We start from the raw sequence: 18,892 nt of genomic DNA on the forward strand, positions 1-18,892 counted from the left end.
GCTCATGTTCTATGGAACCCCTCATTGCGGATTTGGCTCCGACCCGCTCGTCGTCGGAGTGGACGAGGCTGGCCGTGGTCCGCTTGCCGGACCGGTTGTGGCTGCTGCGGTGGCGCTGTGCAAGCCGCGACCTGGCGGTCTTGCCGATTCGAAGAAACTCGGTCCATCCCGCCGCCGGATACTCGATGAAGCCGTGCGCCGCCGCTGCGCCTGGGGGGTGGGCGTGGTCGATGTCCACGACATCGACAGGCTGAACATCTTCGGGGCGACCATGCTGGCGATGACCCTGGCGATGGACAATCTCAGCCGCGCGATGGAACGCGATGCGGACGAGGTTCTGGTGGACGGCAATCTGACGCCGCAGGGCCGCAACCGGCAGTGGCGCTGGCGGGCAAGGCCGATCGTGGGCGGCGATGCCATCGAACCCTGCATTTCCGCCGCCAGCATCGTGGCGAAGGAATGGCGCGATCGCATCATGCTGGATGCTGCCCGGCTTCATCCTTCCTATGGCTGGGAGAGCAACAAGGGCTACGGCACGCGCGATCACATGGAGGCATTGCGCCGCCACGGGCCGACGCCGCTGCATCGGCGCAGCTTCGCCCCGGTGGCGCAGATGGCGCTGTTCTGAACCCCCCAAGGTGAGTCCTGCATGCAACACCGTGGCCGGCGGTTAGATAAGAATGCCTTTGCAATCAGGAGTTTGGGGTGGGCTCCTTTCGTTCCCTCTAGCCGTATCGACGTAAAGATAGCGTCAAGGTTAATGTTATCTTGACCTCGAGTCCCCAAGGATTCACCCTGTGGATAAGTCAGCAGGGGGGAAAGGATGAATGGGGGTTCTGCAAACCGCCGAAACACGTGTCCGCAGCAAGGAAAAACAGCTGGGCGAAGCAGTGGTGACCACGCGCCGCCCTCGCGTCGCCAAGCCGCTGCCGGTCGTCAGGGAAGATTTGCCGCTCGGCCAGATCCTGCCCGGCGACTGCATCACTGCGATGCGCGCCATCCCCGATGCCAGCGTGGACATGGTCTTCGCCGATCCACCCTATAATCTGCAACTCGGCGGCGATCTGGACCGGCCCGACGGCAGCCGTGTCGATGCCGTCAACGACCACTGGGACAAATTCGACAGCTTCGCCGCTTATGATGCTTTCACGCGCGCATGGCTGGCGGAAGCACGGCGGGTGCTGAAGCCCGACGGATCGCTGTGGGTCATCGGTTCCTATCACAACATATTCCGCGTCGGCGCGAGCCTGCAGGATCTGGGATTCTGGATCCTCAACGACATCGTCTGGCGCAAGAGCAACCCGATGCCCAATTTCAAGGGCACCCGCTTCACCAACGCGCATGAAACGCTGATCTGGGCGAGTCAGGGTGAGAAGGCGCGCTACCGTTTCAACTATCGCGCCATGAAGACGCTGAACGATGAATTGCAGATGCGGTCTGACTGGCTGCTGCCGATCTGCGGCGGGCAGGAAAGGCTGAAGCACGAGGGGCGCAAGGCGCATCCGACGCAGAAACCCGAATCGCTGCTCTACCGCGTGATGCTGGCGACGACGGAGAAGGGCGATGTCGTGCTCGATCCGTTCTTCGGCACCGGCACCACCGGCGCCGTCGCCAAGCGTCTGGGCCGTGAATGGATCGGCTGCGAGCGGGAGGATTTCTACCGGGATATCGCCGCCGCCCGCATCGAGAAGGAGTTGCCGCTCGACGAAAGCGCGCTCGAAACCATGCAGGCGAAGACGAACGCGCCGCGCATCGCTTTCGGTGCCCTGGTCGAGAATGGCATGATTACGCCCGGCACCCGGCTTTTCGACAGGAAGCGGCAGTGGACCGCCATCGTCCGCGCGGATGGCTCGCTGGTCCATGGCAAGCAGACCGGTTCGATTCACGGGCTGGGCAAGGAGCTGCAGGGTGCGCCAAGCTGCAACGGATGGACGTTCTGGCACATTGAAAAGGACGGCAAGGTCGAACCTGTCGACGCCATTCGTCAGTTGTATCTGCTGGCGACGGAAGACTGATCGGCTCTCGCATGGACAAGGTCTACCTCCGGCCCATCGGCCCGGTCGCCAGCCCGCAGTCGGTGGAGGGCAATGCGGTTCGTATCGGCGGCGGCATGGTCTATGCCCACCGCTTCGCAATATCCCTGCGGCGTGACGGAGATGTCGTCGCGCGCTGGCTGACCGATGCGGACGGGATCGCAGGCGTGCTGGGGCAGTTGCCTGACAGCGTGGGAGAAAGTGCCGAAGCTCAGTGGGCGGGGCTGCGCAGCGTTCATGCGCCGCTGACGCTTGGTCAGCGCACCGTCAGGCTGGACCAGCCGCAGGTGATGGGCATTCTCAACGTCACCCCGGACAGTTTCTCCGATGGCGGCAAGTTCCTCGACGATGCGGAGGCAGGCCGGGAGCACGCGGCCGCCATGCTGGAAAGCGGGGCCGCCATCATCGACATCGGCGGCGAGAGCACCCGCCCCGGCGCGCCTGCGGTGTGGGAAGGGGACGAGCTTGATCGCGTGCTTCCCGCCGTGGAATATTGCGCCGCCATGGGCGCCGCCGTCAGCGTGGACACGCGCCGCCCTGCGGTGATGGAGGCGGCACTGGACGCAGGCGCGCAGGTGGTCAACGACGTCAGCGCCCTTCGCCATGATCCCCGCAGCCTCGAACTGGTCGCCGCAAGGGGCTGTCCCGTGGTGCTGATGCATGCACCGGGTGCAGGCGCAGACAATCTTCATGCCGATGCCGATTATGGCAATGTCGTCTTCGACGTGTTCGACTGGCTGGCAGCGCGCCGCGACGCCGCGCTGGAAGCAGGCATTTCCGCGGCCAACATCATCCTCGATCCGGGCATCGGCTTCGGCAAGTCTCTCGCCGACAATCTCGCGCTGCTGAATGCGCTGCCGCTGTTCCATGCCCTGGGCCAGCCGCTGCTGCTGGGCGCCAGCCGCAAGCGGATGATCGGCGCGCTGTCCAACGAGGTCGCGAGCCACCAGCGCCTCGGCGGCAGCGTCGCGCTGGCGCTGAAGGGCATGGAGGCCGGCGTCCACATCCTGCGCGTGCACGATGTGTTCGAAACGGTGCAGGCCCGCAATGTCTGGCGCGGATTGCGGGACGCGGCGCTGACGGACTTCAGCGATCTGCCCGCAGATTGAGCTTGTAACAGCAAGTCTGTGCTAGGCGGAGCCGACCGGTCGCACCGCAGATGATGCCGCAAGGGGTAACTTTCCGGTCATGAGGGTCTGCTTATCAATCGCTTTACTCATGATTTCCCTTCACGAAAGCGGACCGGCTGCTTTCTGCATTTTATTGCCAAAAACTGCCTAACAGCTAACGACTCCTTTCTGGACGTTGGCCTAGCAAGTTACTTACTTGAGCGGCGCACAAGGAATGCGCCAATCGCTGCGTCGACAAAGCTGACCTTCAGGGGCTCATCTTCAGCCACGGAAGCAAGGACTTCGAGATAAGCTGCTAATTCCTCCGTCGTCACGCTCAGCGGCCCAGTGTGCATGATTTCCGAGGGGCCATCCCGCTCAAGTGCGATGTAGAGGGCCTCCTCTAATTGGGCTAGGTTTTCGAAGCTGCCGAAGCCAGCAACTAGCTGGTCGCCGAGGGTATTCATCAAAAGCTGCCAAGTAAGACCGCCGGGAATACTAACCGTAGCCAATTCCACCTCCTATGCCGTCGTCTACTCGTAGCAGTGGCAGAGGGTGCGATGCTAGGGCCCGCTTACCACCCCAAAGTCGGTCAACCGACGACTACGAAAATGCGCGTGCGAGCGGACATGGCTATCGCAAAAAAGCTCTGCTCGCGCGCATGGTACTTACAGCGAATAACCGCCGTCGCTTACCAGCACGCTGCCGGTGATGTTGGCTGACAGGTCAGACAGCAGGAAGCCGATTTCGCCCGCCAGTTCGTCGGGTGTGGCGAAGCGGCCGCGGGGCGTGGTGGCCGCCATCTGTTTCAGCACGGCGTCGCGGCCATGGGCGGCCACATTCCTGCGGAAATCCTCGCCGCTCTCCCAGATCGCCGTATCGACGCCGCCCGGAGCGATCGCATTGACGCGGATGTCGTCCTTCGCCACCTCGGCTGCGGCGATACGGGCCATGTGGGCGACACCGGCCTTGGCCACGCCATAGGCGCCGATGCCCGCTACAGGCTTGATCCCGGTGACCGATGCGGTGACGACGATGCTGCCACCGCCCGATGCCCGCATGGCGCGGATGGCGGTCGACATGGTCAGGAATGCGCCGTCGAGGTTCACGTCCATGATTCGGCGCCAGTCCGCAAAGGATTGTTCCGCCATCGGCCCGCTGGCACCGATCCCGGCATTGGCAAGAGCGCAGTCCAGGCCTTTCAGCTTCGGCTCCAGCCTTTGCCAGAATTGCGGATCGGAGATATCGGCGGCGTGGCAGTCGGTTTTGCAGGACAGGTCCAGGCTGTTCAGTCCCTCGCCATTCCGATCGATAAGGACCAGGCGCGCGATACCGCGCCCGTCCAGCCACCGCGCCGCTGCGGCACCGATACCCGAAGCCGCGCCGGTAATCAGCGCGGTCTTGCCTGTGAAATTCATAACGTCATCCATCAGGCAAGGCTAGTCGCAGCCGCGGCGGGCGGCAAGCCGGGTTTGCGCCGCTGGCCGATCCGCCCGCCGACTCTCCCTCGGCCAGGTAAAATTGAAACGAGTCGGGTGCCGGTCAGTTACCAGACCATGCAATTACCGGATATCGACATTTCGAAAGGCGAATTGCGCGATGCAACACGCCTCGCCCTCCAATCCGCTCTGGCTGCCGCGATCATGTTCTCGCTGATGAAAGTGACCGGGATGCCCGAACGCTTCATCGGCGTGCTGAGCGCGGTCATGGTCATCCAGCCCACCGCCGGGGCGGCGATGAGCGAGGCGAAGGATCGGTTCGTCAGCACACTGGTGGGTGCAGCGATCGGCTTCGCCTGCCTGGCGCTGATGCCCAGCGGCTATGGCACGGCAGCGGCGCTGGCACTGTCCATGCTGGCGATCAATTTCGTGGCCGGTTTCAAGCCGGAATGGCGTTACGGCACCGTCGCTGCGGTCGCGCTTGCGCTGGGTTCCGGTTCCGACGTGATGCAGACCGCCATCGACCGAAGTCTGGCGATCGGTGTGGGCGTCGTGATCGGTACGCTGGTATCGCTGATCGTCTGGCGTGAAAGTTCGGAAAAACGGACCATGCGCCACCTGCGCCGCGCGATGGACGCGCTGGCCGGTTATGTGGACAGGGCCATTGACCGGGTGGGCGACCGGGCGGGTGACAGGAGCAGCAGCGACGAGGATTTGCGCGGCGACTATACCGCCAGCATTTCTGACGCGCGCGAGGCGTCCGCTGCCATTCACATGAACGATAGCGCATTTTACGACGACCAGATCGACAATGTCGACCAGATATGGGGAGCCGCGCGTTCGATCGATCGGATCGGCAAGGCGGATGACAGTTTCGGCGAGGAGCTTATCGACAGGATCGATGCCGTCAGCAGGAATAGTTGCAAGGTGCTTACCGCACTCGGCAATGGCGAACAGCCTGATTACGGCATTCTGGACGATATCGACCGGGGTGTGCAGGAGGCGAGGGATCTGGCTCTGAACGACGAGGGGCGGGGTGATCTTCACCACGCGGCCAAGGGCGCGCTGGTCTACACGCTGGGGCAGTTGGCCGATGCGCTACGTAATCTTAGCGACGAGATGACGGGCAGGCAGAAATCAGCCTAGTTCCTGGCGATATTCTTCAGGCGGCGTCGTCTATGCCAAGATCGCCAAGCTTGCGGTAAAGTGTCGACCGACCGATGCCGAGGCGGCGCGCAACCTCGGTCATCCTGCCGCGGTAATGCCCGATGGCAAGGCGTATCACGTCTGCCTCGATCTCCTCCAGCGGGCGAAGATTGCCGTCTTCGGTATAGAGAAGGACGCCCACCCCTTCCTGGCTGACGTTGCGCGTCTCGTCGCAATCGCCAATCAGTTTCAGCAGTTGCGGAAAGCTTTCGGGTGTCAGCGTCTCGCCATCGCAGAAGACGGCGGCGCGGAAGAGGACGGTCTGCAACTGGCGCACATTACCCGGCCAGCCGTAGGCTGCCAGCAGAGCCAGGGCGCTGTCCGATATCGAGAGTGGGAGCAGGCCGGGCTGTTCACCGATCCGCGCCAGGAAATGTCGGGCAAGGGCAGCGATGTCGCCGGTCCGCTCGCGGAGCGGCGGCAGGACGATGCGGGTTGCCGAAATCGCCTCCACGAGCCGCGGCTCGAACAGGTTCTGGGCCGCGAGGTCTCCCAGCGGCAGATTGCTCGCCGCCATCAGCCGGACATCGACCTTGAAGCCATGTTTCGCACCCACCGGCCTGACAATGCCCGTCTGCAGCATTTCGGCGAGGCGTGTCTGCAGGGTTTCAGGCAGGCGATCGAGCTCGTCGAGGACCAGCGTCGAGCCGTCGCAGCTCTGCAGGGCGCCTATCTGGCGGTCGAAGGCTCCGGGGAAGGCGTTCTGTTCATGCCCGAAGAGGACCGATTCGATGGAATTTGCCGGCACGCTGCCGATATTGATGATGCGCAGCGGCGATTTCGCACGGGGGCTGGCACCATGCATGGCGCGCACCAGCATTTCCTTGCCGGTGCCGCTCTCCCCTTCGATCAGCACGGGGCCGTGCCCGCGGGCGGCCTTGGCCGCACGGGCGAGTGCCGCACGGAACGTGGAAGCCGTGCCGATCATGGCGTCGAAATCCAGTTCCGCATCCAGTTTTTCGGTGAGGGGCTGCAATTCATCGCGCGGAGCCTCGCGCCTCGTGGCGCTGCGCAGCGCCTGCATCAACCGGTCGGGTGCGACTGGCTTGATCAGGTAATCGGTGGCTCCGGCCCGCATCGCCTCCACCGCCAGCAGCGGGCTGGCACTGGCCGTCAGCATCAGGATCGGCATGGCCGGACGGCGCTTCTTGAGTTCCGCAATCAGGTCGCAGGCTTCGTCGCCCGGCACCCATTGATCGAGGATAATTGCGCAAAGCTGCATTCCCTGCCGGGTGCCCAGCGTGGCGATTGCCGTTTCCGAATCACTCACCACCAGCGTACGCCAGCCTTCCCGCGCGGCAAGCGCGGTGATGAGCCTGCTCTGCGCCGGCTCGTCATCGATAAGCATCAGCAGGCGATCGTCGCTGTCAGCCATAAGTGTTAAACCGTATCCCAAACCGTCCCGTTGCGGTACGCGCCCCCGGTTTATCGGGGACAGGTAAAGGTGTGATTAAGTTTGCAAGCGACCGGCTTTGTTGAGCGGCAATGTAGCGGCCATGCGAGCGAACGGCAACAGTTTCAATGATTTTCGCCGCAGGACGGGCCCGGGCAGGCGAGTTGTGACGGCCCCTTGAGTGCCGGCGTTCATGGCGGTATCGTTGTGCAAATATCCAGACTCATCAAGGGTGAAGACGATGAAATCCGCCAATGACATGAAGGCCGCATCCAAGACCTACGAATCGTTTATCGCCAATCTGAAATGGTCGGTCCCGCTGGTCTGCGTGATCGTGGCGATCGTCGTTCTCCTGATCGCCAGCTGAATTGCGGATAGCCGTCCTGAGGGAACGCGCGGAGCGTGAATCCCGTGTGGCGCTGACGCCGGAGACAGCGCGTAAATTCATCGCGCTAGGGGCGGATGTCGCCGTCGAAGCGGGGGCCGGACAGAACGCCGCGATCTCCGATGCCGATTACGTCGAGGCCGGTGCCAGCGTGACGAGCAGGGCACAGGCGGCCGAGGGGGCGGACATTGTCCTTGCCGTACAAGCGCCGCCCCCTGACGATCTGCAGGGCGCGAAACCCGGTGCGATGGTAGCGGCGATCTTCGATCCATTCGGCAGGCAGGACCGGGTGCAGGGTTACGCCACAGCAGGGCTGGAGGCCCTGGCAATGGAACTGATGCCGCGCATCACCCGCGCCCAGAGCATGGATGTGCTGTCCAGCCAGTCCAACCTCGCAGGTTACAAATCCGTATTGCTTGCTGCAAATGCCTATGGCCGCGCTTTCCCCATGATGATGACTGCGGCAGGTACGGTAAGCGCCGCGCGGGTTTTCATAATGGGCGTCGGGGTCGCCGGATTGCAGGCAATCGCCACGGCCAGGCGGCTCGGCGCGCAGGTATCCGCCACCGACGTGCGTTCCGCCACGAGGGAGCAGATCCAGTCGCTGGGCGCAAAGCCCGTCTTCGTGGAAAATGTCGAGGGGATCGAGGGCGAAGGCAGCGGCGGCTATGCCTCGGAAATGAGCGAGGAATACCGCGCGGCGCAAGCCGAACTCGTATCCTCTCACATCGCCAGACAGGATATCGTCATCACGACGGCGCTGATCCCTGGCAGACCGGCACCGCGTCTGATCTCCGACAGCCAGATCGCGAGCATGAAGGCGGGCAGCGTCATCTACGACCTGGCCGCGGCGCAGGGCGGGAATGTCGAAGGCAGCCGTGCGGACGAAGCGGTGACGATCCACGGGGTGACGGTGATCGGCCATGCCAATACCGCAGGGCTGCTGGCCGCCGATGCCTCGGCGCTCTACGCCCGAAACCTGTTCAACTTCTTTTCCGCTTTCTGGGACGAGGAAAGCGGACGCCCCCAGCTTGATGAAGAGATCGGCGACGCCATTCGCCTGACGCGCGGCGGGGCGGTGGTTCACCCGCAACTTGTCGGACAATCCCCACCGGATTGAAGCCGTTTCACTTCCTTGAACGTAAGAACACACAGAAGTGGTTCACGAGGAAGTAAACATGATGAAAACTATAAGAACAGCCATCCTGCCTGCCGCTGCACTGCTCGCCCTCGGCGGATGTGCGAATATGCAGACCGGCATGGATGACGAGATGGGAATGCAGACTTCGGCCCGTGCCGATGTCTCGCTGGTTGGCGGGGCGGAAATGTACTCCAGCCGGACCATTGTTCAGAACGCGGTCAATTCGCCCATTCATACCACCCTGGTCAAGGCGGTGCAGGCGGCTGGCCTGGTCGATACGCTGAACAGCGCAGGGCCGTTCACCGTCTTTGCGCCGACCGACGAAGCCTTCAACCGGGTTGCCGCGGCCGCGCTGAACAGCCTGATGATGCCCGCCAACAAACCTGCGCTGACCAAGGTGCTGACCTATCATGTCGTGCCGGGCCGGATCACGGCGGCCGACATCGCGGCGAAGATCCGCGCGGGCGGCGGGACCGCCATGTACAACACCGTGGCCGGCGAGGCGCTGACCTTCCACATGCGTGACGGCAATGTCATGATCATGGGCAAGGGCGGCAGCAGTGCCTATGTCACGCAGGCGAATGTCATGCAGTCGAACGGCGTCATCCATGTGGTGAACGGCGTTCTGATGCCGAGCATGTAATCAGTCGCGCTTCATCGCGCGAACGGGGTGCCGCTGCCGACGGGCAAGCGGCACCCTTTTTACATCGACAGACCCGCAAGGCTTGCGATAGGCTGCCTGCAAACAGGCCCGAAACGGCTGGAGGGGGTAAGCAAGGCATGAGTTTCATCGCCATTCTGTCGATTTTCGTAATGGCCTGCTTCGTCGGCTATTACGTGGTCTGGTCGGTCACCCCGGCGTTGCACACACCGCTGATGGCGGTCACCAACGCGATCTCTTCCGTCATCATCGTGGGCGCACTGATCGCCAGCGCAGAGGCCGGCAGCACGGCGGCGAAATGGCTCGGCCTGATCGCGGTCGTCCTGGCGAGCATCAACATCTTCGGCGGTTTCGCCGTTACCGAACGCATGCTGGCGATGTACAAGAAGAAGGAACGGCCGTCGCCTGCCGCTGTCCGCGACGACGCGGCAGGGAAAGGCTCCCGTTCATGAGCATCCTGCCGCCCCCGCCACCACCCCCGCCGCCGCCCCCATCTCCGGCGCCTGCCCTTCCGCAGATCGGGGACATGATGAACGCACATGCGGTAAATCCGTGGGTGGCGTTCGCCTATCTGGCGGCGGGCGTCCTGTTCATTCTCGCCCTGCGCGGCCTGTCCTCGCCCTCGACCAGCCGCATGGGCAACCGCCTCGGCATGGCGGGGATGCTGATCGCGGTGGTAACCACGCTGGTGACGCATGACATCGCGGGGCTGGGCGAAACGCTGATCGCCATCGGCATCGGCGGCGGGATCGGCTGGCTGATCGCCCGGCGCATCGCCATGACCGACATGCCGCAACTGGTCGCGGGTTTCCACAGCCTGGTCGGTCTGGCAGCGGTCCTCGTCGGCTGGGCCGCGTTCCTCAATCCTGCCGCCTTCGATCTTCTGGTGGTGGGGGGCATCGAACGTTCGGGCGACCTCGTCGGGATCGTGATGACGATCGCCGCCGCCAGCCGCATCGAGATGGCGCTGGGCGTCGCCATCGGTGCCATAACCTTCTCAGGCTCGGTCATCGCTTTCCTGAAGCTGGCGGGAAAGATGAGCGGCGCGCCGATCCTGCTGCCCGGCCGCCACGCGATCAATCTCGGCATCATCGCCGCGATCATCGTGCTGACCGCGCTGTTTGCCACTGGCACCATCGCGGAAGGCGGATATTTCGCCGCGCTGACCATCCTCGCCTTTATCGTGGGTTTCCTGCTGATCATCCCGATCGGCGGGGCCGATATGCCGGTGGTCGTATCCATGCTGAACAGCTATTCAGGCTGGGCGGCTGCGGCGATGGGCTTCACCCTGCACAATACGGCGATGATCATCACCGGCGCCTTGGTCGGATCGTCCGGCGCCATCCTGTCCTATATCATGTGCCGGGCGATGAACCGCAGCTTCATCTCGGTCATCGCGGGCGGTTTCGGGGCGGACAGCAGCGGCGCTTCGGGCGATGCGGTGAAGACCGACCGGCCCTGGAAACGCGGCAGCGCCGAGGACGCGGCCTTCATGCTGAAGCAGGCGGAGAATGTCATCATCATCCCCGGCTACGGCATGGCCGTCGCGCAGGCGCAGCATGCCCTGCGCGAAATGGGCGACATGCTGAAGGCGGAAGGCGTGAACGTGAAATACGCCATCCACCCCGTCGCCGGGCGGATGCCGGGGCATATGAACGTCCTGCTGGCCGAGGCGAATGTGCCTTATGACGAGGTCTTCGAACTCGAGGATATCAACAGCGAATTCGCGCAAGCCGACGTTGCCTTCATTATCGGGGCGAACGATGTGGTGAACCCTGCCGCCAAGACGGACAAGGGGTCGCCCATCTACGGAATGCCCGTATTCGACGTGGGAAATGCAAAGACCGTGATGTTCATCAAGCGCAGCATGGGCGGGGCGGGCTATGCCGGTGTCGATAATGAGGTATTCTACATGGATCAGACGATGATGCTGCTTTCGGATGCGAAGAAGATGGTCGAGGAAATCGTGAAGGCGCTGGATTGATGCGTCTGCTTCTTCTGGCTCCCGCGGCGGTTGTCGCCCTGCTGTCCGCCGGCTGCGTTCAGACCATCGCGGAAGGCCGGGTGCAGAGCGCGCTGGTCGATGCCGGGCTGTCCGAGAGCAATGCCGACTGCATGGCGGGCCGCATGGTCGACCGGTTGACTATCGACCAGCTCCGCAAGCTGGAGGCGATGAAGGCCCGCAAGGGCGAACCCACCGACCTGGCCAGCTATGTACGGCGGGTCCGCAATATCGGCGATGCCGAGGTCATCACGGTCACCGCCAGTTCCGCCGCACTGTGCGCCACCGGGCTGGCCCGGTAACCCGCTTCCGGTGATCTGCCGCCAGCGATCTGCATGAGCGTTCAGGCAGGCTTCCAGGTCTGCGACCGGCACAGGAAGGCAGCGATGCAGCCCTTGATCCTGAGGTTGGTGCCGCTGCGATAGACATCGGCATTGAAATAGCGCCCGTCTTCGGGGCTGTAGCCTTTGCCCTCGTACCTGTCGCCATCGGGCGCGAGACCCCAGAATATTCGCAAACCCCGTAATTTGCGCGATCGTTTCGCTGCATCCGGATTTTCGGTATCGCGTACGCCGCCTGCCGGTTCCGGCACCAGGAAATCGGATATCCTTCCGCACATCGCGTCACCGCAGCGATAGAACTCGACCACGGCCCGCCCATCGTCAGTTTTCCATTTACCGGTAATGTCGGCAGGCGCCGCAATGGCTGACGCAGGCAGCATGGCAAGGCCGGCGGCGAGGAACGAGACAATCATCCGCATACAGGAATTCTCCGGAAACTCATGCGCGGCCGGACCGGCCACGGACATCGTCTGGTCGACCATATCGGCAATCAACATACACCATACGGCCCGGCGCGCCACAAGGATGCCACATGGCTGTGGATTGCCGCCGATTGCCCGGCCCGATCACCTTTTTGGGACTGTTCGGGAAAAACACCGTCTGCCATGCATTATAGCCAGACGACCACCGGGCACAGCCCATCGGACCTTTCGGGATTGCAGGGGATTCGCGTTTTGCGAACATTGGGTATTATCGGCGGGATGAGCTGGGTTGCGACCCGGACCTATTACGAACGGATCAACAAGATCGTGCAAAGCCGGTTGACCAAACTGGCCAGTGCGCCGCTCGTGATCGACAGCCTCGACATGACGGAGCTTTACGGGCTTGAAAGCAATGGGGATTGGGACCGTGCGGCAGGCATACTGACGGATTCGGCACGGCGGCTGGAACGGGCCGGAGCAGGCGCGATCCTGATCGGGGCGAATTCGATGCACCGCGTCTATGATCAAATCGCCGCTGCCGTCCAGGTGCCCGTCATCCACATCGCCGAAAGCGTCGGACAGGCAATGGCGGCGCGCAAGATCGACAGCGCCGCCCTTATCGGCACGCGCGACGTGATGACGGGTAGCTTCTATCGGCAACGGCTGGTGTCCCACGGCGTCGATCTGACCGCGCCTGACATGGACACGGTCGCCATGGTCGACGGCATCATCAACAAGGAACTGCTGCTGGGCCGGGTGACGCGCGATGCGGAACGGGCGTTGAAGACTATCATCACCCGCAAGGAACAGGACGGTGCCGATGCCATCGTGCTGGCCTGTACCGAACTGGAGCTGGTCGTGGATGTCGATGCCAATGTCCTGCCGATCTTCGATTCCACCCGGATCCATTGCGAAGCGGCCGCAGACTGGATGCTGGACGATACACTTTCCGGCGCGGACATAAGCTGAGCCCAGGTAATTACGGACCTTCGGGCTGCCGCTTCGTCGCTCAGGGCGCGAAAAGGCATAGGCGCGCGTGAGCTTATGTTGCCCGATTGTTCCCGTTGTCGGTGGAAGGCTGCCCTCCTAAACCGGCGCCGTGCCGAACCTTGCCCCCTATGCCGCCGATCCCGCCTGTTCGCGCGGCCGCGAATTTCCCGCAGCTCGCGGCGGCGCGCGAGGGCCGCGCAGCCATTTTCAGCGCGATCGCGACCGCATCATCCATTCCATCGCCTTCCGCAGGTTGCGCGGCAAGACGCAGGTGTTCATCGCGCCGGACGGGGACCATTACCGCACCCGGCTGACGCATAGTCTGGAAGTTTCGCAGGTCGGCCGCGTCATCGCCCGGACGCTCGGCCTCGACGAGGATCTGACCGAAGCGCTGTGCCTGGCGCACGATATCGGCCATCCGCCCTTCGGCCATGCGGGCGAGGATGCCTTGTCCGATTCCATGATCCGGCACGGCGGCTTCGATCATAACGCCCATACGTTGCGGGTGCTGATGCGCCTCGAAAGCCCCTATCCCGATCATGACGGGCTGAATCTCAGCTGGGAGGTTCTGGAAGGGCTGGCGAAACATAATGGGCCGGTCGCCGCGCCCGGCTGGGCGCTGGCGGAACTGGACGAAGCCTATCCGCTGGCGCTCGGCCAGTGGCCGTCACTGGAAGCGCAGGTTGCGGCGGTTGCCGACGATATCGCTTATGACAATCACGATATCGACGATGGATTGCGGGCGGGGTTCCTCGACCTGGACGATCTGCTGACGCTGGATTTCGTCGCGGATCAGTGGCGGGAAGTGGACCGGCGTTTTCCGGGCGCTCCGCATGAGCGCAAGCTGCGGGAACTCATCCGCAGCCAGATCGGGATCATGGTAAACGACGTGATCGATACCACCCGCCATGCCATTGCCGGCCTGGACGCCTCTTCCTCTTGCGATATACGGCAGGCCGAAAAGGCGGTTGCCTGCTTCTCGCCGGGCATGGCCGCGCAGGAACGGCGGCTGAAAACCTTCATGTATGAACGTCTGTATCTGCATCCCGAACAGCGCGAAACCGCCGAGAAGGCGGGGGATGTCGTCGCGCGGCTGTTTGCAGCCTATGCGCAGGATAGCACGCTGCTGCCGAAGGACTGGCTGGGCAGTCTGCCCGAACTCGAACCCATGCGAAGCCGCCACATTGCGGATTTCGTCGCGGGAATGACGGATCGCTTCGCCATCGAACGCTGTGCCGAGATCTATGGCATTCGGCCCGGCGGATTGAGCAATGTCTGACATGCGGCGCATGGCGGTGGTCGGAGTGTGTCTTGCGGCTTGGCTTCGAAAGGTTCGACACCCTCCAGCCCGGCCTGCTGCCCGGCAGGCGCGAGGGCGCTAACAGTCCTGCCGACATGCCGCGGCATTCCTCGACCCCCGGGCCGACCATCTGCTGCATGGCCGTTTGCGCCGGCTGCGTTCTTCTAAGGCGGCCGATATCGCGCGGGCTACGCCTGCCTTGTCCCGCGCAACCGCCGCTCAGGGAAAATAAGACAAAACGCCCGCCGGTGGTCCGGCGAGCGTCATCCGATCAGCCGCAATCCATGCGAGCTTATATTTCCTCGTCAACCTCATTGGCGACAGATTCGATATCTTCGCCAGCGCCATCGACCGTGTTGCATGCCGCCGCGCCGAGCGAGAGAACGGAAATTCCGAATGTCAGAATAAGTTTGCGTACCATATTTTCCTCCGAATTATCGTTATAGGTGCCGCAGATGGAATGCATTATCGCCGCTTAGGTTCCTAAAGTTCGAGGGACGTAAGCTTCTTCTTTCGTGACAGATGATGTTCGCGCAAGGTGATGGTCAGCCCGGCAGCGACGATCAGCGGGGCACCCAGCCACAAGGTGACCGGCGGCATATTGTCGAACACGAACCACCCGTACAGGGTCGCCCAGATCAAGGCGGTATAATCCATCACGATGATGGTCGCTGCCGATCCATAGCGAAGGCTGGTGGTCAGCAGTATCTGCGCCACGGCCCCGCAGAACGCCATCCCGCCGATGATCGCCCAGGTCAGCCCGTCATGCGGCCCGGTCACGAAGGGTAGGGCGAGGGCCGCCAGCGGCGCCGTCATGGCCGTGAACCAGAAGATGATGGTGAACGGCCTCTCGGTCCTGTTCAGATCCTGGATCTGCAGCGAGATGAGGGCCACCAGAAAGGCTGCGACCAGTCCGACGCCGAGTCCCAGCGGGTCGATCGCGCCGCCGCCCGGCCGGGTGACGAAGAGAACGCCCGCGAAGCCGAGCGCGATGGCCGTCCAGCGATAGATACCGATCTTTTCACGGAACAGCACCATCGCCAGGAGAACCGCGAAGATCGGGGTGGTGAAACTGATGGTAGTCGCTTCCGCCAGAGGCAGCAGGATAACGGCTCCGTAAACGAAGCCCATGCCGATGATGCCGTAGAGCGACCGGCGGAAATGCGCCCCGATCCTCGTCGTTCGCACGCTGGCGAGCCGTCCAGCCAGGGCCAGCCAGCCGGCGATGAGGCAGAAGGTCAGCGCCTGCCGCCAGAACACCAGTTCAGCGAGATGCACCCCGCGCGACGCCGCCAGCTTGACCAGCATGGACATGGTGGCAAGCGCCAGCGCCGTCGCCAGGCGCAGCGAAAGGGCAAGGAGGGGGCGAGGGAGCGCGACAGAACCGTCCATCCGGCAGCCATACGCCCGATGCCACTACGTTCAAGCGCAAGGCCGATGCCCGGCAAAAGTATTCGCCGGGCGCCGCCTTGTTCCAGCAGGCAGGGGTGGCCATATGCCGCCGGACATGGGGCTTACCACCGATCTCACCTTTGCCAGCGATGCCGAAATCCTCGGTCTCTGGGGCCTCGCATTCATCGTGCTGGCGCTGCTGGGTGAACGGCGGCGCATCCGGCGCGACCGGATCGATCAGGTCGGTTGGGTGCCCTGGACGGGGCTGTTCCTGATATGCGGCGTAATCGCCGCGGCGTTCATCACCCTGTCCGTCAAGGGGCTGATCACGAATTGACGGTGCCGGTCAGAGGCAGGCCTCCAGAAACGCCTGATCGAACCCGAACTGGCGCGCTTTCTCCAGAGTGTAGGGACGGAGGCCGGAACTGCGGTATTCGCCCATGATCTTCCCGTCCTCGCCCTCGTCGAGATATTCGAATTTGAACAATTCCTGCGTGACGATGACATCGCCTTCCATGCCGATGACTTCGGTTATGTTGGTGGTGCGGCGGGAACCGTCGCGAAGGCGCTTCACCTGCACGATCAGATCGACCGATTCGGCGATCTGGCGGCTGATGGCTTCCTTCGGGATCTTGATGTCGCCCATCAGGATCATGTTTTCCATACGGCCGAGACATTCGCGCGGGCTGTTGGCGTGAAGCGTGCACATGGAACCGTCATGACCGGTGTTCATGGCGGCCAGCAGGTCGAAACATTCCGCGCCGCGAATTTCCCCCAGGATGATGCGATCGGGGCGCATACGCAGGGCGTTCTTGACCAGATCGCCAATGGTAATCGCACCCTGGCCTTCGAGGTTCGGAGGGCGGGTTTCGAGCGGTAGCCAGTGCGGCTGCTGCAGGCGCAATTCGGCGGCATCCTCGATCGTCAGCACGCGTTCGCCCGGATCGATCATCTTCGACAGCGCATTCAGCATCGTGGTCTTGCCGGAACCGGTGCCGCCGGAAATGACGACATTCATCCGGCAGGCGCCGGCGATCTTCAGCGCCGTCGCCATCTTGTCGCTCATCGAACCGAAGTCCTTGAGCATGTCGATGGTGATCGGCTTTTCCGAAAACTTGCGGATGGACAGGGCCGTTCCGCGCAACGAAAGTGGCGGCACGATGACGTTGACGCGGCTGCCGTCCTTCAGCCGGGCATCGGCCAGCGGCGTGGTCTGGTCGACGCGGCGGCCCACCTGGTTGACGATACGCTGGGCGATCTGGAACAGATGCTGTTCGTCACGAAACCGGATCGGCGCCATGACCAGCTTGCCCTTCTTCTCGATATAGGTCTGGTCGGGGCCATTGACCATGATGTCGGAAATTTCGGGATCGTTGAGCAGTTCCTCCAGCGGGCCGAAGCCGAGCAATTCGTCGATCAGCACCTTTTCCAGCGCGAATTGTTCGCGGCGGTTGAGGGTGACTTTCAGTTCGGCGAGCACCTCGAGGATGATCGGGCGGAATTCTTCCGACAATTCCTCTTTCGTCAGGGTCGAGGCGGCTTCGGGATCGACTCGTTCGAGCAGGCGGGGAAGAACCTGTTCCTTGATCTTGTGGACGCTGGCTTCGAATCCGCCGACTTCGACCTGCTCGTGAATATTGTTGGCCCGGTCGGCCAGACGAGTCATCGCATCGACGTTGCGGTCGTTTGCGATAGACGGTGCGACGGGGTTCGCATCGTCGCCGGGCAGGGGCGGGAACTGTTCGCCGCCGCGATCGGGCGACGCGGCTTTGCCGCTGCCACCGCGCATGGGCTTCGCGACTCCGAAGGAAGGCCGCCCGCCCGGGTTCATCCCTGCCGGTCCGTTTTTCCGCCCGAATGCGCTCATGCCTCGTCCCTTGATCCTTCATGTGGGGCTGCATCAGCCAGAAACTGGTAGATGCCGCCTTCCCGGAATTGGTGAATATCGGGGAAACCTTTTCAATTCCCTAAGCCGGGCCGGGGAACATCGAAGCCCTGCGTCCTTTCTTTCGGCCGCGGATGCGGCTAGGCGCGGTCCGGCGGTCCTGCAAAACTTGCCGGACCGGCAGATTTCCGGGGAATTGCGTGCTTCAGAACGACCGCAGCGGCCTGTTGTTCACGGCGGGCGGGTTCATCCTGCTCAGCAGTGGTGACGCGATCATCAAGACCATGAACGGCATGTGGGCGCCCACCGCGATTGCCGCGCTGCGCTATGTCGCTGGCGCCATCGGCCTGTGCACCTTGCTGTTCATGGCCGAGGGCAGGGCGGGCTTCCGGATGCCGCATCCCGGCCTCCAGCTGCTGCGCGGGGCTGCGGTGGCGTTCGCCACGCTGTGCTTCTTTTCCGCTCTGTTCGTCATGCAGCTGGCAGAAGCGACCACGATCGTCTTCGTCAGCCCTGTCCTGACGGCGGTGCTGGCCCCGATCTTTTTGAAGGAGAAATCCCGCCGGGTGACCTGGATCGCATCGGGCATCGCCTTTGTCGGCGTGCTGATCGTGCTGCGGCCTAATTTCTCCGCGCTGGGACTGGCTGCGTTGCTGCCGCTCGGTTCGGCTGCCGGGATGAGCATCCTGTTCATGGCGAACCGCGCCGTTGCCGGGGCTGCCAGCCCGCTGGCGATGCAGGCGTTCATTGCCGCCTTTGCCGCTCCGATCCTGGTGATCGCCGCCTTGGTCGGACATGGCAGCGGGCTCACGTCGCTGGAAATCGGCAGCCCGGACTGGACCGTGGTGTTGCGCTGCATCCTTGTCGCGATGTCGGCCAGTTGCGGCCACTGGCTCATCTATATGGGGACAACACGGGCGGGGGCCGCGACGGTTGCCCCGATGGTCTATGTGCAATTGCTGGTAGCTGTCGCGCTGGGCTGGTTCCTGTTCGGCGATGCGCCGGATGCCGCCACCTGGCTCGGCGCGGCCATCATCATCGCGGCGGGACTGTATCTGTGGGGCGCAGGAAAGGCCCGCGATGTGCCGAAAGCGGAGTGAGCGCCATCCCTTACCATTGCTGTTGCATGGTGAGTTGCACTGCCGCAGCGCGCGTGCAAATTGACCCCAAGTCCTGACCGGCAGAGCGCGCGG

The 18,892-nt window shown here is 63.2% G+C and carries 21 protein-coding genes; 14 read left to right on the forward strand and 7 right to left on the reverse strand.

The genetic code is table 11. From position 1 onward, the window contains the following. Window positions 1-4: 4 nt before the first annotated feature. The 3 genes from HG250_RS11015 to folP all read left to right on the forward strand — a co-directional run bounded on the left by HG250_RS11015 (window position 5) and on the right by folP (window position 3,142). Window positions 5-628: a ribonuclease HII gene (locus tag HG250_RS11015; RefSeq protein ID WP_170005473.1), complete on the forward strand. Its 624-nt coding sequence runs from the start codon at window positions 5-7 to the stop codon at window positions 626-628. A 199-nt stretch (window positions 629-827) separates the two neighbouring features. Continuing rightward, complete coding sequence (locus HG250_RS11020; RefSeq protein ID WP_170005380.1) at window positions 828-2,015, forward strand: site-specific DNA-methyltransferase; 1,188 nt, start codon at window positions 828-830, stop codon at window positions 2,013-2,015. Window positions 2,016-2,026: 11 nt separating this feature from the next. Continuing rightward, window positions 2,027-3,142, forward strand: a complete 1,116-nt coding sequence (folP, locus tag HG250_RS11025; RefSeq protein WP_170005381.1) for a dihydropteroate synthase — start codon at window positions 2,027-2,029, stop codon at window positions 3,140-3,142. A 209-nt stretch (window positions 3,143-3,351) separates the two neighbouring features. Here folP and HG250_RS11030 read toward each other — a convergent pair whose 3' ends face one another. Both HG250_RS11030 and HG250_RS11035 read right to left on the reverse strand, forming a co-directional pair. After that, a complete protein-coding gene (locus HG250_RS11030) occupies window positions 3,352-3,654 on the reverse strand; it encodes a hypothetical protein (RefSeq protein ID WP_170005382.1) in 303 nt (100 codons plus the stop codon). Between the two features lie 156 nt (window positions 3,655-3,810). Next, entirely contained in the window at window positions 3,811-4,572 is a 762-nt protein-coding gene (locus HG250_RS11035; RefSeq protein WP_170005383.1) for an SDR family NAD(P)-dependent oxidoreductase, read from the reverse strand. A 126-nt stretch (window positions 4,573-4,698) separates the two neighbouring features. On the opposite strand from HG250_RS11035, the gene HG250_RS11040 reads away from it, so the two are divergent. After that, window positions 4,699-5,727 carry an FUSC family protein gene (locus tag HG250_RS11040; RefSeq protein ID WP_170005384.1) on the forward strand — a complete coding sequence of 343 codons (1,029 nt, stop codon included), beginning with the start codon at window positions 4,699-4,701 and terminating at the stop codon, window positions 5,725-5,727. A 16-nt stretch (window positions 5,728-5,743) separates the two neighbouring features. Here the strand turns inward: HG250_RS11040 and HG250_RS11045 are convergent, their stop codons facing one another. Continuing rightward, window positions 5,744-7,162: a sigma-54-dependent transcriptional regulator gene (locus HG250_RS11045; protein ID WP_170005385.1), complete on the reverse strand. Its 1,419-nt coding sequence runs from the start codon at window positions 7,160-7,162 to the stop codon at window positions 5,744-5,746. Between the two features lie 259 nt (window positions 7,163-7,421). Between HG250_RS11045 and HG250_RS11050 the strand changes: the two genes are divergently transcribed. From HG250_RS11050 to HG250_RS11075, 6 genes are all read left to right on the forward strand, one after another. Next, on the forward strand, window positions 7,422-7,547 hold the full coding sequence (locus HG250_RS11050; protein WP_170005386.1) for an aa3-type cytochrome c oxidase subunit IV: 126 nt from the start codon (window positions 7,422-7,424) through the stop codon (window positions 7,545-7,547). A gap of 1 nt (window position 7,548) precedes the next feature. After that, window positions 7,549-8,685: an NAD(P) transhydrogenase subunit alpha gene (locus HG250_RS11055; RefSeq protein ID WP_170005387.1), complete on the forward strand. Its 1,137-nt coding sequence runs from the start codon at window positions 7,549-7,551 to the stop codon at window positions 8,683-8,685. Between the two features lie 58 nt (window positions 8,686-8,743). Continuing rightward, complete coding sequence (locus tag HG250_RS11060; protein ID WP_170005388.1) at window positions 8,744-9,349, forward strand: fasciclin domain-containing protein; 606 nt, start codon at window positions 8,744-8,746, stop codon at window positions 9,347-9,349. A 137-nt stretch (window positions 9,350-9,486) separates the two neighbouring features. After that, a complete protein-coding gene (locus tag HG250_RS11065; RefSeq protein ID WP_170005389.1) occupies window positions 9,487-9,819 on the forward strand; it encodes an NAD(P) transhydrogenase subunit alpha part 2 in 333 nt (110 codons plus the stop codon). 77 nt (window positions 9,820-9,896) lie between these two features. Next, window positions 9,897-11,351, forward strand: a complete 1,455-nt coding sequence (locus tag HG250_RS11070) for an NAD(P)(+) transhydrogenase (Re/Si-specific) subunit beta (protein WP_170005474.1) — start codon at window positions 9,897-9,899, stop codon at window positions 11,349-11,351. Further along, the gene (locus HG250_RS11075) at window positions 11,351-11,671 is read left to right on the forward strand and encodes a hypothetical protein (protein ID WP_240957085.1); all 321 of its coding nucleotides are present in this window, start codon (window positions 11,351-11,353) and stop codon (window positions 11,669-11,671) included. Before HG250_RS11070 ends, HG250_RS11075 begins: the two co-directional genes overlap by 1 nt. A gap of 41 nt (window positions 11,672-11,712) precedes the next feature. Here the strand turns inward: HG250_RS11075 and HG250_RS11080 are convergent, their stop codons facing one another. Then, window positions 11,713-12,207 carry a DUF2147 domain-containing protein gene (locus HG250_RS11080; RefSeq protein WP_170005390.1) on the reverse strand — a complete coding sequence of 165 codons (495 nt, stop codon included), beginning with the start codon at window positions 12,205-12,207 and terminating at the stop codon, window positions 11,713-11,715. A gap of 177 nt (window positions 12,208-12,384) precedes the next feature. On the opposite strand from HG250_RS11080, the gene HG250_RS11085 reads away from it, so the two are divergent. Together HG250_RS11085 and HG250_RS11090 are read left to right on the forward strand one after the other, a co-directional pair. Beyond that, window positions 12,385-13,101: an aspartate/glutamate racemase family protein gene (locus HG250_RS11085; RefSeq protein ID WP_170005476.1), complete on the forward strand. Its 717-nt coding sequence runs from the start codon at window positions 12,385-12,387 to the stop codon at window positions 13,099-13,101. Between the two features lie 130 nt (window positions 13,102-13,231). Next, window positions 13,232-14,401: a deoxyguanosinetriphosphate triphosphohydrolase gene (locus HG250_RS11090; RefSeq protein WP_170005391.1), complete on the forward strand. Its 1,170-nt coding sequence runs from the start codon at window positions 13,232-13,234 to the stop codon at window positions 14,399-14,401. A gap of 313 nt (window positions 14,402-14,714) precedes the next feature. On the opposite strand, the gene HG250_RS13055 is transcribed toward HG250_RS11090, so the two are convergent. Together HG250_RS13055 and HG250_RS11095 are read right to left on the reverse strand one after the other, a co-directional pair. Continuing rightward, entirely contained in the window at window positions 14,715-14,843 is a 129-nt protein-coding gene (locus HG250_RS13055) for a hypothetical protein (RefSeq protein ID WP_277348096.1), read from the reverse strand. Window positions 14,844-14,905: 62 nt separating this feature from the next. Next, the gene (locus HG250_RS11095) at window positions 14,906-15,814 is read right to left on the reverse strand and encodes a DMT family transporter (RefSeq protein WP_170005392.1); all 909 of its coding nucleotides are present in this window, start codon (window positions 15,812-15,814) and stop codon (window positions 14,906-14,908) included. A gap of 103 nt (window positions 15,815-15,917) precedes the next feature. Here HG250_RS11095 and HG250_RS11100 point away from each other — a divergent pair, with 103 nt between their 5' ends. After that, window positions 15,918-16,151 carry a hypothetical protein gene (locus HG250_RS11100; protein ID WP_240957086.1) on the forward strand — a complete coding sequence of 78 codons (234 nt, stop codon included), beginning with the start codon at window positions 15,918-15,920 and terminating at the stop codon, window positions 16,149-16,151. Between the two features lie 9 nt (window positions 16,152-16,160). On the opposite strand, the gene HG250_RS11105 is transcribed toward HG250_RS11100, so the two are convergent. Next, window positions 16,161-17,681, reverse strand: a complete 1,521-nt coding sequence (locus HG250_RS11105) for a TadA family conjugal transfer-associated ATPase (protein ID WP_170005393.1) — start codon at window positions 17,679-17,681, stop codon at window positions 16,161-16,163. A 218-nt stretch (window positions 17,682-17,899) separates the two neighbouring features. Here HG250_RS11105 and HG250_RS11110 point away from each other — a divergent pair, with 218 nt between their 5' ends. Next, window positions 17,900-18,799 carry an EamA family transporter gene (locus tag HG250_RS11110; protein WP_170005394.1) on the forward strand — a complete coding sequence of 300 codons (900 nt, stop codon included), beginning with the start codon at window positions 17,900-17,902 and terminating at the stop codon, window positions 18,797-18,799. The last annotated feature ends 93 nt before the right edge of the window (window positions 18,800-18,892 follow it).

Origin of the sequence: Pseudopontixanthobacter vadosimaris, from assembly GCF_012979275.1 — a bacterium.
Lineage (GTDB): Bacteria > Pseudomonadota > Alphaproteobacteria > Sphingomonadales > Sphingomonadaceae > Pseudopontixanthobacter > Pseudopontixanthobacter vadosimaris.

Excerpts from the sequence above, each read along its gene's own strand:
- HG250_RS11080 (WP_170005390.1), bottom strand. The coding sequence starts at position 12,207 with ATGTTGATTGCCGATATGGTCGACCAGACGATGTCCGTGGCCGGTCCG.
- HG250_RS11060 (WP_170005388.1), top strand. The coding sequence starts at position 8,744 with ATGATGAAAACTATAAGAACAGCCATCCTGCCTGCCGCTGCACTGCTC.
- HG250_RS11040 (WP_170005384.1), top strand. The coding sequence starts at position 4,699 with ATGCAATTACCGGATATCGACATTTCGAAAGGCGAATTGCGCGATGCA.
- HG250_RS11070 (WP_170005474.1), top strand. The coding sequence starts at position 9,897 with ATGAACGCACATGCGGTAAATCCGTGGGTGGCGTTCGCCTATCTGGCG.
- HG250_RS11105 (WP_170005393.1), bottom strand. The coding sequence starts at position 17,681 with ATGAGCGCATTCGGGCGGAAAAACGGACCGGCAGGGATGAACCCGGGC.
- HG250_RS13055 (WP_277348096.1), bottom strand. The coding sequence starts at position 14,843 with ATGGTACGCAAACTTATTCTGACATTCGGAATTTCCGTTCTCTCGCTC.
- HG250_RS11045 (WP_170005385.1), bottom strand. The coding sequence starts at position 7,162 with ATGGCTGACAGCGACGATCGCCTGCTGATGCTTATCGATGACGAGCCG.
- HG250_RS11020 (WP_170005380.1), top strand. The coding sequence starts at position 828 with ATGGGGGTTCTGCAAACCGCCGAAACACGTGTCCGCAGCAAGGAAAAA.
- HG250_RS11075 (WP_240957085.1), top strand. The coding sequence starts at position 11,351 with ATGCGTCTGCTTCTTCTGGCTCCCGCGGCGGTTGTCGCCCTGCTGTCC.
- HG250_RS11095 (WP_170005392.1), bottom strand. The coding sequence starts at position 15,814 with ATGGACGGTTCTGTCGCGCTCCCTCGCCCCCTCCTTGCCCTTTCGCTG.
- HG250_RS11015 (WP_170005473.1), top strand. The coding sequence starts at position 5 with ATGTTCTATGGAACCCCTCATTGCGGATTTGGCTCCGACCCGCTCGTC.
- HG250_RS11050 (WP_170005386.1), top strand. The coding sequence starts at position 7,422 with ATGAAATCCGCCAATGACATGAAGGCCGCATCCAAGACCTACGAATCG.
- folP (WP_170005381.1), top strand. The coding sequence starts at position 2,027 with ATGGACAAGGTCTACCTCCGGCCCATCGGCCCGGTCGCCAGCCCGCAG.
- HG250_RS11065 (WP_170005389.1), top strand. The coding sequence starts at position 9,487 with ATGAGTTTCATCGCCATTCTGTCGATTTTCGTAATGGCCTGCTTCGTC.
- HG250_RS11035 (WP_170005383.1), bottom strand. The coding sequence starts at position 4,572 with ATGGATGACGTTATGAATTTCACAGGCAAGACCGCGCTGATTACCGGC.
- HG250_RS11100 (WP_240957086.1), top strand. The coding sequence starts at position 15,918 with ATGCCGCCGGACATGGGGCTTACCACCGATCTCACCTTTGCCAGCGAT.